The following is an 11,798-nucleotide window of genomic DNA, read 5'->3' on the forward strand; positions in this document are numbered from 1 at the left end:
AGTTCATACGACGCGGACGCGAACATACCGCATTCGTACCGAAACTGCCGGACCGCGCCGGAGTCCTGAGGGCTGCAGAGACTCCCGGTCCTTCCCACGGCGGGTTTCACATCACACGATGTGAAACCCGCCGGTTCTTTTTCCCGGCCAGTTCGCATCACACCACCTGGCCGACAGTGATCAAAACCGTTCGTGTAGGCAAGTAGGCGAGCGGCAGCCGCCACGGCGCCACGACAATCGGATGGAGCGAACATGGCAGACTCTGCAAACCTCGACGGAATGGACCGCCTGTTGGGCACCGGGTTCGACGGCACCCTCGGACTCCAGTACACCGAGGTGACTGCGGATCGAGTGCGAGCCCAGTGGACAGTTGCACCGTCACTACACCAGCCCGCCGGGATACAACACGGCGGCGTCTACTGCTCGGTCGTCGAATCGATTGCCAGCGTCGGCGGAATGGCATGGCTCGCAGGCCGCGGCCACGTGGTGGGCGTGAACAACAACACCGACTTCATCCGCGCGGTACGAGAGGGAACTCTGGCCGCCGAGGGAACTCCCATTCACCGTGGCCGCACCCAGCAGCTGTGGGAAGTTCGGATCACCGACGAGAAGGACCGGCTGATCGCCAAGGGCCAGGTCCGCCTGGCAAACATCACCGACACCGCGAATATCGGTAAATAAACCCAGCGGGCCAGGCATGACACTGTGGGCGGTGACCGGAATTGCTTCCCGTCACCGCCCACAGAACGATTCAGCAGAAATCACACCCACTACCGAAACTGAGTCAGCTGGCGTTCTTCGTCGCCTCGTCGTCGGTGGCTGTGTCGCCGAGGGCTGTCGAATGCTCCTTCTGCTTCTTCTCCAGCTCACCGATTGCGTTGCGCGCGAACACCTGCTGCTCGGTCGACGCCATCTGAGCTCGACTACGACTGAAGAACGTCACTGCCCACGACAGCAACGTGGACGCGCGGGACCGGAATCCCACCAGATACAGCAGGTGGATTGCCAGCCACGCCACCCAACCGATGAAACCACTGATCTCGAGCTTGCCCACCTTGGCGACGGCGCTGAAACGCGAAATCGTCGCCATACTGCCCTTGTCGAAGTACTTGAACGGCACGCGATCAGTGGGGGACTGCCCGCCGAGCCCAGCCTTGATCTGCTTTGCCGCATACTTGCCGCCCTGCATGGCCACCTGAGCCAGGCCGGGCAACTTGTCGAGAGACATCATGTCACCGACGACGAAAACATTCGGATGCCCGGGTAATGAAAGATCGGGGTTGACCAGAACCCGGCCGGCCCGGTCGGTCTCACCACCACTTTGCTCCGCGAGCTGCTTACCGAGCGGGCTGGCCTGAACCCCGGCCGACCACACCTTGCACTGCGACTCGATACGACGAAGAGTGCCGTCCTTCTCCTTGATGATCAGCCCGTCGTTGTCGACGTCGGTGACCATCGCATCCAACTGAATCTCCACGCCCAGCTTCTCGAGAGTCTGAGCGGCCTTACGGCTGAGCTTTCCGCCGTAGACAGGCAGCACCGCCGGCGCGCCGTCGAGCAGCACCACGCGAGCCTCCCGCGAATCGATGTTACGAAACGCGCCGTTGAGGGTGCGCTTCGACAACTCCGCGATCTGTCCGGCCAACTCGACGCCGGTCGGACCGGCGCCGACCACCACGAACGTCAGCAGACGCGCACGTTCTTCCGGATCGTTCGACAACTCGGCTTGCTCGAATGCGCCGAGGATGCGACCACGCAGTTCGAGCGCGTCGTCGATGGTTTTCATGCCGGGAGCGAACTCGGCGAACTGGTCGTTGCCGAAATACGACTGACCGGCACCTGCGGCGACGATCAGACTGTCGAACGGCGTCACCGTGTTGCGCTCGAGCAGACGCGACGTCACGGTCTTGTTCTCGAGATCGATCGATTCGACGTCACCGAGCAGGACCTGTGCATTCTTCTGCTTACGGAGCACGAGTCTGGTAGCCGGCGCGATATCGCCGACGGACAAGATGCCGGTGGCCACCTGATAGAGAAGCGGCTGAAAAAGATGGTGTGTGGTCCGTGCGATCATCGTGATGTCGACATCGGCTTTTTTCAGAGCCTGCGTGCCGAACAGTCCACCGAAGCCGGAACCGATCACCACGACGCGATGGCGGTGCGGTTCAACCGACTGGATACTCATTCCGTGCTCCTCGAGTGTTAGGCGACATTCTCACGGTAGTCCCCACCGGGACGACCTTCTCGTCGAGATGATCCACAGGCGGTCGAAGTCCGAATCGATCAAGACCTGGATATCGGCGGTTCCGCCATGACTGCCGATGCCCGGCAGCCGTGACGGAATCCGAAAACCTCCAGGTGCGACTACTGCCGAATCGAGAGTACGAAGAGCGCGATGCACCCGCCGACGAAGACCAGAATCGACAACGCCACCGACGCGTAGCCCACTCCGACACCAATTGCTGCCCAGTCCATGTGCTCAACCTCTCCTACTGCGCGACCTGACTTCCAGATCACCTCACCGTACCGATACCGTCGCTCCCTGCTTGTCAGATCCCCCTCGCGTCGCGCACATTCGTTGGCACACCAATCGCGCGCTACATGAGTTGACACGGGCAATCGACCATGTCGATCTTCGGGAAACGTTGCATTTCAAAAACATTGGATGCTCGGCCGAGGAAATCCGCCGGAGGCGTGGGTGCTACGGGGAATCAGCAGCGAGTGTCCCATCTACCCAGGCGCCGCGTCGAGCAGCATCTCGCGTCGCCATCGATCTGACAGCCGCACGGCGTCATTGTGCGGCTGTCACACTCACACACACCGAGTTAACCGACCAGGCCGACCGCGGTACAGGAGATGTCCGACAGGTCACAAACCCCCGTCGGCACTTCAGCGCGGCACCTGCGTCCTGCCGCTGTTCGTTCGATACCGAAATGACCGGATGAGCGACGAGAGCTACGCGCGGGTGTCTGGATCCGCGTGCGGGCTGACCGCTCGAGATTCAGCGGGGGGAGTAGGTATCAGCGAGCTCGAGAAGCCGCTCGGCGGCACCTGTCGCCGCGATCTTGTGAATGGTGCCCGGCGCGTTCACCGCGGAACGAATATCGACAGGCACGCTGTCCGCTGCGACCACCGCCGACCAGGCGACGGTGCGCCGGTGGCAACGCAGGGGATCGCTGTCGAGTACGAATTCGTAGTCGCCGGTGACGCGGCCGATGGCGACGTTGTAGCCACTGACCACTCGTCGTCGTCCGGCCATCGTGACTACCTGAGTACCCGCGGAGTCACGATGGCCGGACAACGGCATCACGACAACGTCTCCGATGGACATGGCCTCGCCGAAAGCGCGAACATAACCGACGAAGACGCTGATTCCCCGCGGCGATCGGTCGGGATATCTGGATTCGGTCAGCCGTCGCAGTTCGGCGTCCGTTCGACGACGGTTCATACTTTCGTCGAACTCATCACCGTTACTGATCGCAATGATGCCGTGATTCATGCAGAGGCTTTCGTGCCCGCGGTCGTTTCGACCACGAACACACCACGCTTCGACGTCAGGGGTGACGGGCAGGGTGGCGGTAGGTAGGAGCAGCGTATGGTGATGGTCTCCGAGATCGATCGTTACCGTCGCCGAGCCGCCTAACGCGGCCACGTAGCCGAGGATCGTGGAAATCCGTGGATTACTCGCTCGTTCGAGTTTGACCACCGCATCTTGTGAGATGCCAAGTGTATGTGCAACTTCGGCCTGTGTAAGTTGCGCCGAGGCGCGCAACTGCGCAAGCGTACGAGGAGTTTTCGCCCGATTCACCACTTCGTGAGCATATATGCAGTGTCAGTCATGCAATACATGCAGTTTTATACATGTCAACCAAGACGACAAAAAATTTGGTGACAAAGTCGCCCACAAATCTCACGTCTGTAAAAAGCGCAACGAACGACTAGGGTCGGGGCCATGCTGCAAGCGGGATTGTCGATGCTGTGGGAATCGGCGGATCCCGTAGTTGCGCTGAGGGATCGGTTCGGATTCGAAGATGTCGAGTCGGTTGCGGCGTGGATGTCGCGGAATCTCGCCGGCGTGTGGGGGATTACCGCCGGGGAGTGCACTCGGATAGTTGTCAGTGACCAGAACGCGATCGCGTGGGTGGGCAGTGACGGGGGAGACCTGGTGGTGAAGTGGTCCGGAGATCGCGAACGCTTCCCGGCCCTGCAGGGCTCGACGCGGTTATTACCTGTTCTCGCCGGTTGGGGTGTTCCGGTGGCATCGCCGGTTGCAGCGGCAGGAGGGTTGGTCCGGGTGGAGGTCGACGGTCCTGTCGGGACGCTGTCGGTCACCGTGCTGCCGGAGATCGAGGGGAGTTGGTTGGATGTCGAGGATCGTGCTTCGGTGCTTTCGGCCGGAGCCCATTTGGCGAAGCTGCATCAGGCGCTCGGATTCGTCCGCCACGACCGGCAGTCGTCCACGGGCTTGAAGAGCCGGATCAGCACCTGGTTGTCACACTCGGATCGAGGACGTGCACCCGCGGCGTCACGAATATTGGCCGCGCTGCTGTCCGGGATCGGCGATCTCGTGGATACGCCTCAGTTGGTGCACAACGACTTTCGGGCAGCCAATATCTTGACACGAAACTCCGAGGTGTGCGGGATCCTCGACTTCGACGAGGTGACGGTGGACCATCGCGTGAATGATCTCGCGAAGGCTTGCACGTATCTGAGCACGTTGTTCACCGACTGGCGGCCGACGCCGCCAGCAGTTCGGCAGGTATTTCGTGCCGGATACGAATCGGTGCGGCCGCTGGGGCCGAGCGAATCACAGTGGTTGGAGATTCTCATGCTGTGGCACGCCATCGCGGCGATTCCCGTCGACGACTCGTTCGGGTGGGCGTCAGCACTGGGTCCGGTGACGAGTACGTGATCGGCCCGCAAGTGTGGAATCGGATGCGAAGTTGTGGGCGTCGCGTCCATAGCGGTCAATACGCCAAGCCGACCGGGGAACACCTTACTTGACATAATGTAGATTATCGGCAATTTATCGACCTGCGATTCACGGTGAGTCGACCTGACATTTCTTCGCGGCGCCCTTCGTTGACGACCTCCGGATGTATGTGTGTAGACAGACCTACAGAACGCATCGCAGGGCCCGCGCGGTACAGGTTAGGTGCGGCGTGTCTGCATCCTCGGCAACCGAGGGCTCGCCGGCGCCTGTGAGAACACTCTCAGCGAGTCGGTCGCCAGTAGTGAACACGCCTGCCGGCAGGTGTGTGTTTGGCGGAGTTACAGGTGAGTAACGGCCGGCCGTGGCGTTCCCCTTCGGCAGCCCCAAGGTATATTACGTCACTGTGACGTAATATTATCGACGAATCCCGGCTATCGGCGCATGTTCACGCTTGGTTACCGACTACTATCCCGTCATGTGCACAACCGGGACAGCCACTTTGCGCGGTCGGCGCCGTCGGTGCGGCTGATGCCCAATGCCGTACGACGCTGGTTCTCGGCACCTGACCAGTTCGACCGTTTCACCCGATTTTTGCGTGACAACGGAATCCTGATCCCGACTCGGGTGGTTCTCGGTGTCCTGATCTTCCTGATGGGCACCTCGATCGTGTTCAAGCGTCTGGGTTCGAGGTCCGAGTCGGTTGGCGAGTTTCCCTTCGACATCGTCATTGCGGCGCTCACCCTGATTGCCGCGTTGGTGGTGCCACTGCTGGTCACCACACGCCAGCGCTCGTACGTGATGGTCTTCCTCGCAGACGTCGCCATCACCGTGGTGGTATTGACCGAGGGGAATCTCGACCAACGACTGCTGGGATGCCTGGTTTTCGGGATAATCGGCTCGTATATCGCCTTTTTTCACAGTTTGCGTGTCCAACTCCCCCATCTCCTGGCCGCGTCGGCGGTTATCGTCGTTGCCGCGCTCGGGGTGTTCTCGAACGCGGAACCGTCCACTCTCGACGTACTGGGTCGAACGGTTTTCGCGATCACGGTCATCACGGTCATCCCGGTGGTCACTCAGATCGCGTTGTCGCGATTGAGTAACGACGCTCAGGGATCGGAGTTGGATCCGCTGACGGATCTTCTGAATCGACGTGGCCTGGCTCGGCGTACTGCCGAACTTCTGCACGCCCATTCCGAGCCGGATCAGTCGTTACTCGTCGTTGTCATCGACATCGACAACTTCAAGCATTTCAACGATACCTACGGACATGACGTCGGCGATCGGGTGATTCTCCGAACGGCGTATCGCCTGCACGAGTGGGCGATTTCGGATGCTGCGATCGCCCGGGTCGGCGGTGACGAATTCATCGTCGTTCAGATCATGCCGCAGCAGAGCGTCGGATATCTGTTGGCGGACATCGGTCGCATCATGAACATGTCCGCCGGGGAACCTGCGTCGACCACGAGTATCGGGATCGCCATTCACAACGGTATCTGGGCGGACGACGAGGACATGGACGAGGGGATCCAGTCGCTGCACCGCCTGGCGGATTCTGCGATGTACGAGAGTAAACGCCTGGGTGGCAATCATGTCCACTCCATCGTTTTGACGCGGCCGCGAGACTAGTCTTCCAGGGACGTCAGTCGGCATCTTCGATCAGATGGACAGCTGCTTCCTCTGCCGAAGCTGCTCCGCCGTCGATTCCCACGTCCTCGGCGAAGAGTTCGCTTTCCTCGTCTTCGTATCTGCCTTCGTCGCCCGCGACCAGCCGACCGACTCGGCGGTGTCCGACCTCGTCGTCACCGGGGAATTCGCTGGTACGTTCGGACTCGTCGTCATCGGACGGGTCGAGAAGCGGATCTCCCAGACGTGCGTACGGGTCGGGTTCTTCCTCGGCGAGCCGTTGGTCGAGCGTCTCCCCCGCTGCTTGTTCGTCGCCGGTCAATCCGTGGGCGTTGAGCCCGAGTGGGCGTTCCGGTGGGGAAATCCCCTCGTCGAGGATGTCGTCCACTCCGCGGTCCACCAGGGAGTCCTCGGCCTGCAGTTGGTCGTCGGCGTCGAGACTGTAGTCGCCGCTGTTCGCCGTGCTGGTGTCGTCGATGTCGCTCATGGATTCAACGATGCCATGCCTGGCCCACGTTGGCCATGGAATGCTCAGCGGAAGCGTTCGGCATCGCGTGCGAGAGCCACCAGGCGGCCGGTGATGTCGACAAGCTCGTCGCGGTCGGCACCCTCGGTGACAGCTGTCGCGATATCTTCTGCAGCGCAGCGTATTTCGAATATCCTGTCAACCAGGTCGCCGGCTTCGGTCGCGGTGAGAATGACAGCGTCCTCGGGGATGCTGGTGCCTTTGACGGCGCTGCGTTGCTCGTAGGCGCGTTGCCTGCAGGACTGGCTGCAGTATCGACGTCGTCGGCCGATTCCGCCGACCGCCACCTCGCGGCCACACCATACGCACGGGGCTCCGGCGCGAGTGGTCACCGAGCGTGCGTTGTCAGTGGTGTCCGCCATGACTGCACACTGTACTCGAGGTGTGGACGCCTTCCGTGCATCAGTCGGCCACCCGGTAAGATGGCGTGGTTGTGTCTGCTCGCCACACGGGAACCAATCGGGTGCTCGTTGCGTTGTAGATGTATGTGAGCGTCCCCTGGCTGGTCCACGACGCACACCAGCGGTGACGAACGAAGAGAGGACACCACCATGGCAGATCGCGTACTTCGAGGTAGCCGTCTCGGGGCAGTGAGTTACGAGACCGACCGTGATCATGACCTCGCACCCCGCCGGATGGCCAAGTACAAGTGCGACAACGGCGAGATTTTCGATATTCCTTTCGCCGACGAGGCCGAGATTCCCGGTACGTGGTTGTGCCGCAACGGGCTCGAGGGCACGTTGATGGAAGGAACCGCTCCCGAGGCGAAGAAGGTCAAGCCGCCTCGCACCCACTGGGACATGCTGCTCGAGCGTCGTTCCGTGGAAGAGTTGGAAGATCTCCTCAAGGAACGTATGGATCTGCTCAAGGCCAAGCGTCGCGGAGCCTGATCCCCCGAATTACCGAAGGCCGCCCGATCTGATGATCGGGCGGCCTTCGCGTTGTCTGCGGTTCGGTCGATTCAGTTCTGGCGTCGGCGCCCGAGTAGCGCGATACCGACAGCGCCGACGGCGAGGACGCTGAGTACGACCTCGGGTGCGGGCCCGACGCGGGTGGCGAGGGTGGTGGACGTGGACAGCGGCACGTCGGCCACCAATACTTCCGGGAGGAACAGGTCGGTCTGGGAATGGACGGTGCCGTCCGGGCCGATGATGGCGCTGACGCCGCTGGTGGCGGCGACGACGACGGCTCGGCCGTGTTCGACGGCGCGTACCCGTGACATTGCGAGCTGTTGGTAGGTCATCTCGGTGTCGCCGAAGGTGGCGTTGTTGGTGGGGACGGCGAGTAGCTGTGCGCCGTTGCGGACGGATTCCTCGAATGCCCGGTCGAACGCGACCTCGTAGCAGGTGGCGACGCCGATGGGGATTGCGGCGGCGTGAACAACGCCGTTGCCGTTGCCCGGTACGAAGTTTCCGGCTCGGTCGGCGTACGAGGAGAAGTTCCGGAAGAAGCTCCGGTACGGCAGGTATTCGCCGAAGGGTTGGATGATCTTCTTGTCGTGGCGCTCCTGGGGCCCGTTCTCGCCGTCCCAGACGATCACCGAGTTGGTGGTGGTCTGGTCGGAATTCACCAGGACGGTGCCCACGAGGATCGGCGCGCCGACGGCTTCGGAGGCGCGGGTGATGTCGGCGGCGGCGTCGGCGTTGCGCAGCGGGTCGATGTCGGAGGCGTTCTCCGGCCAGATCACGACGTCGGGACGGTCTGCTTGACCGGCGTCTATCGCGTCGGCGAGTTTCAAGGTTTCGGCGACGTGGTTGTCGAGGACTTGTTTGCGCTGGGCGTTGAAGTCCAATCCGAGGCGCGGAACGCTCCCCTGGATCGCCGCGACGGTGATCGTCTTGTCTCCGGAATCCATGGTGGCCAGGAACGGCGCTACCAGCAGGGCCACGATCACGGGTACGACGGCAGCTGCGACCGCGCCGACGAAACCCCGGTTCCACTGTTTCGCTCCGATGCGGACGGCGACGGCGGCGAGTCCGGTTCCGGTGAGTGCGACCGCGAAGCTGAGTAGTGGGGCTCCGCCGATTGCAGCCAACGGCAGCAGCCATCCCTCGGATTGGCCGAAGGCGAGTCGGCCCCATGGGAATCCGCCGAAGGGCACGCTCGAGCGCAGCCATTCGGTGAGCGTCCAGGTGGCGGCGATCCACAGCGGCGCCCACGGTAACCGTGAGACCAGGACTGCCAGTAACCCGAACAGTCCGATGAACAGTGATTCGACGGCGGCGAGTGCGAGCCAAGGGACGGCGCCGACGAAGACCCCGATCCACGGCAGCAGTGGTACGAGGAATCCGAGGCCGGCGAGGTAGCCGTAGCCGAACCCGGCGCGCAGCCGTAGTCCACCGCGACCGAAGTTCGTCAGCACGCAGGTCAGAAGTGCGATGCCGACGGGGGCGAGAAACCACAGTGGCCGGGGTGGAAAGCCGGCGAAGATCAGTAGTCCACCCGCAGCGGCGTACAGGGAACGTAGCCAGGCGGAGCCGGTGAGGACGGTGCCGAGCCGCGAGTGGTGGTCGACCTGTTCGGTCACCGGGTGCCGCGCTCGTAGACGATGCGTTCACGGTGGACGGAACGGATGCAGACGGGCGTGGGTGCGTCGTGCGTCAGTCGTGGGAGGGCGGGCACGCGGGACCGCGGATCGGTGGACCAGCGCTGTACCGAATCTGCCGGGGCACTGACTTCGAGTTCTCCGACCTCCCACACGACGTACGAGGCGGGTGCGCCGGGGTTGAGGGTTCCGGCGAGGCCGTCGCGTATGCCGCCGGCGCGCCAGGCTCCTCGCGTTGCCGCAGCGAACGCGGCTCGCGGGGAGATACCGCTGCCGTCGGTGTGGTGATGGACGGCAGCGCGCAGCATCGCCCACGGGTCGATGGGGGTGACGGGCGCGTCGGAGCTCAGTGCCAACGAGACGCCTTTGGCTGCGGCTGCGGCGAACGGGTTGAGGGCGGCGGAGCGTTCGACTCCCAGGCGGGTTGCGTAGAGGCCGTTGTCGCCGCCCCACAGAGCATCGAAGACTGGTTGGACGTTCGCGATGACACCGAGTGCGGCGAAGGTGTCGGCGTCGTCCATCGACATCATCTCGGCATGTTCGAGGCGATGGCCGAGAGCGGCGACCTTGGGGCCACCGAGTTCGTCGGCTACCTGACGGAATGCGGCAGCTGCGGCCGAGACCGCGCCGTCGCCGATGGCGTGGAAGCCGGCTTGAACACCGGCGAGTGTGCACGCCCGGATGTGGGTGGCGATGGCGTCGACGTCGAGGTAGGGGTTTCCGGTGGATTCGGGTAGGTCCGCGTACGGTTCGCGGAGCCAGGCGGTGTGTGATCCGAGGGAGCCGTCGACGAACAGGTCGCCGCCGAGTCCGTGGGCTCCGGTCTTGTCGAGGAGGGCGCGGGCGTCGGTCGCGGTGCTGACGTGTTCGCCCCAGTAGCCGCGGACTTCGACGCCGTGGTCGTGGGCGAGGAGTTCCTGGAAGTCGGTGAGGCCGGAGATGTCCGGTCCCCCGCATTCGTGGACGGCGACGATGCCGCGGGACGCGCACAGGTCGAGTGCCGCGGTGCGGGCGGCGGCGCGTTGACCTTCGGTGAGGAGGGCTCGGGCTGCGGTTCGGGCGAGGTGGTGGGCGTCGAACGTGAGCGGGCCGTCGGCGGAGTATCCGGCCGCCGATGCCAAGTTCTCGATGTCGTCGCGAAGGGCGGTGGAGCACACTGCGGAGTGCACGTCGATTCGGGAGAGGTACACCTTGCGGCCGGGTGCGACGGTGTCGAGGTCTGCGGTGCCAGGAGCGGTGTGATCCGCCCAGGCCGTGTCGTCCCAGCCGTGGCCCCAGATGACGGCGTCGGGGTTGGCCTCACCGAATTCGGCGACGCGGGAAAGGCATTCGGCGAGTGATCGGGTGCCGACCAAGTCAAGTCCGACGAGATTGAGCCCTAGTGCGGTGATGTGGACGTGAGTGTCGACGAAGCCGGGTGTGACGAACGCGCCGCCGAGATCGACGATGTCGGCGCCGGGATGCAGGGCGCGCCCGGCTCGTTCGTCACCGACCCATACGACGATGCCGTCGGTGATGGCGATGGAGGTGGCGTCGGGGGCCGAGGAACTGTAGATCCGGCCGTTGACCAGCAGGCGAGTAGTCACGAGGACTCAGTCTGCCTCCTACCGCTGTGGTCCTGGTGAACGGGTGGGGGTATCGGTGTCCAGAATCTCACCTTCGAGGACGAGTTCTTTGCCGTTGCTCGCGACGTACTCGGTGGTGGCGGTGCCGTCGGCGACGACTTCCCCGTCGATGACCTCGCCCTTGCCTCGCATTCGGGCGGCATAGCCGACAGTGCCGGCGAAGGCGTCCCCGCCTGCGGCGAATGCGGCGGCTCGCTTACCTGCGAGAAGCACTGCCAGTGGGCGTAGCGCCCAGCGAGTCGGCGGGATGAGCAGCAGTAGGCCGATCACGGAGGTGACGAGCCCCGGGACGAACATCAGCGCGGAACCGGCTGCCACCAGTGCGCCGTCGGCCACGGCGAGGGACGGTGAGCCTTCCCCACGGGTCGCTTTGCGGAATCCGTCGAGGACGCGCCGCCACTGCGATCGCATCAGTACCAGTCCGACCAGCGATCCTGCCAGGAACAGCAGGACTGTCCAGGCGATTCCGATGGCGCTGCCGACGAGCACCAGCGCGGCGATCTCGACGATGACGTAAAGCAGGAATACGGCGGCGATCATGACGTC

Annotated in this window: 11 protein-coding genes; 4 read left to right on the forward strand and 7 right to left on the reverse strand. The window is 63.4% G+C overall.

Annotation, left to right across the window (positions count from 1 at the left end; all coding sequences use genetic code 11):
- Positions 1–252: 252 nt before the first annotated feature.
- Positions 253–681: a PaaI family thioesterase gene (locus ABH922_RS10395; protein ID WP_424806847.1), complete on the forward strand. Its 429-nt coding sequence runs from the start codon at positions 253–255 to the stop codon at positions 679–681.
- Positions 682–784: 103 nt separating this feature from the next.
- Here the strand turns inward: ABH922_RS10395 and ABH922_RS10400 are convergent, their stop codons facing one another.
- Together ABH922_RS10400 and ABH922_RS10405 are read right to left on the reverse strand one after the other, a co-directional pair.
- A complete protein-coding gene (locus ABH922_RS10400) occupies positions 785–2,185 on the reverse strand; it encodes an NAD(P)/FAD-dependent oxidoreductase (protein WP_424806848.1) in 1,401 nt (466 codons plus the stop codon).
- Positions 2,186–3,001: 816 nt separating this feature from the next.
- A complete protein-coding gene (locus ABH922_RS10405; protein ID WP_424806849.1) occupies positions 3,002–3,811 on the reverse strand; it encodes a helix-turn-helix domain-containing protein in 810 nt (269 codons plus the stop codon).
- 141 nt (positions 3,812–3,952) lie between these two features.
- Between ABH922_RS10405 and ABH922_RS10410 the strand changes: the two genes are divergently transcribed.
- Together ABH922_RS10410 and ABH922_RS10415 are read left to right on the forward strand one after the other, a co-directional pair.
- Positions 3,953–4,912 (forward strand): phosphotransferase enzyme family protein, encoded by a 960-nt coding sequence (locus ABH922_RS10410; protein WP_424806850.1) that lies wholly within the window; start codon positions 3,953–3,955, stop codon positions 4,910–4,912.
- A 549-nt stretch (positions 4,913–5,461) separates the two neighbouring features.
- Positions 5,462–6,559 (forward strand): diguanylate cyclase domain-containing protein, encoded by a 1,098-nt coding sequence (locus ABH922_RS10415; protein WP_424806851.1) that lies wholly within the window; start codon positions 5,462–5,464, stop codon positions 6,557–6,559.
- Between the two features lie 13 nt (positions 6,560–6,572).
- On the opposite strand, the gene ABH922_RS10420 is transcribed toward ABH922_RS10415, so the two are convergent.
- Entirely contained in the window at positions 6,573–7,043 is a 471-nt protein-coding gene (locus ABH922_RS10420) for a DUF5709 domain-containing protein (RefSeq protein ID WP_424806852.1), read from the reverse strand.
- Positions 7,044–7,087: 44 nt separating this feature from the next.
- A complete protein-coding gene (locus ABH922_RS10425) occupies positions 7,088–7,444 on the reverse strand; it encodes a hypothetical protein (protein WP_424806853.1) in 357 nt (118 codons plus the stop codon).
- A 189-nt stretch (positions 7,445–7,633) separates the two neighbouring features.
- On the opposite strand from ABH922_RS10425, the gene ABH922_RS10430 reads away from it, so the two are divergent.
- Positions 7,634–7,972: an RNA polymerase-binding protein RbpA gene (locus ABH922_RS10430; protein WP_424806854.1), complete on the forward strand. Its 339-nt coding sequence runs from the start codon at positions 7,634–7,636 to the stop codon at positions 7,970–7,972.
- Positions 7,973–8,043: 71 nt separating this feature from the next.
- Here the strand turns inward: ABH922_RS10430 and lnt are convergent, their stop codons facing one another.
- From lnt to ABH922_RS10445, 3 genes are all read right to left on the reverse strand, one after another.
- On the reverse strand, positions 8,044–9,540 hold the full coding sequence (gene lnt / locus ABH922_RS10435; protein WP_424809624.1) for an apolipoprotein N-acyltransferase: 1,497 nt from the start codon (positions 9,538–9,540) through the stop codon (positions 8,044–8,046).
- Positions 9,541–9,605: 65 nt separating this feature from the next.
- Positions 9,606–11,213, reverse strand: coding sequence for an amidohydrolase (locus ABH922_RS10440; protein WP_424806855.1), 1,608 nt, complete (start codon positions 11,211–11,213; stop codon positions 9,606–9,608).
- 18 nt (positions 11,214–11,231) lie between these two features.
- Positions 11,232–11,792, reverse strand: a complete 561-nt coding sequence (locus tag ABH922_RS10445) for an FxsA family protein (protein WP_424806856.1) — start codon at positions 11,790–11,792, stop codon at positions 11,232–11,234.
- Between the last annotated feature and the right edge of the window lie 6 nt (positions 11,793–11,798).

The sequence above is a fragment of the Rhodococcus sp. 27YEA15 genome, assembly GCF_049739425.1.
GTDB lineage: Bacteria > Actinomycetota > Actinomycetes > Mycobacteriales > Mycobacteriaceae > Rhodococcus_F.

Bases quoted from the DNA above. Each gene is read 5' to 3' on its own strand.
- ABH922_RS10430 (WP_424806854.1), top strand. From the start codon at position 7,634: ATGGCAGATCGCGTACTTCGAGGTAGCCGTCTCGGGGCAGTGAGTTAC.
- ABH922_RS10410 (WP_424806850.1), top strand. From the start codon at position 3,953: ATGCTGCAAGCGGGATTGTCGATGCTGTGGGAATCGGCGGATCCCGTA.
- ABH922_RS10425 (WP_424806853.1), bottom strand. From the start codon at position 7,444: ATGGCGGACACCACTGACAACGCACGCTCGGTGACCACTCGCGCCGGA.
- ABH922_RS10445 (WP_424806856.1), bottom strand. From the start codon at position 11,792: ATGATCGCCGCCGTATTCCTGCTTTACGTCATCGTCGAGATCGCCGCG.
- ABH922_RS10400 (WP_424806848.1), bottom strand. From the start codon at position 2,185: ATGAGTATCCAGTCGGTTGAACCGCACCGCCATCGCGTCGTGGTGATC.
- ABH922_RS10395 (WP_424806847.1), top strand. From the start codon at position 253: ATGGCAGACTCTGCAAACCTCGACGGAATGGACCGCCTGTTGGGCACC.
- ABH922_RS10420 (WP_424806852.1), bottom strand. From the start codon at position 7,043: ATGAGCGACATCGACGACACCAGCACGGCGAACAGCGGCGACTACAGT.
- ABH922_RS10415 (WP_424806851.1), top strand. From the start codon at position 5,462: ATGCCCAATGCCGTACGACGCTGGTTCTCGGCACCTGACCAGTTCGAC.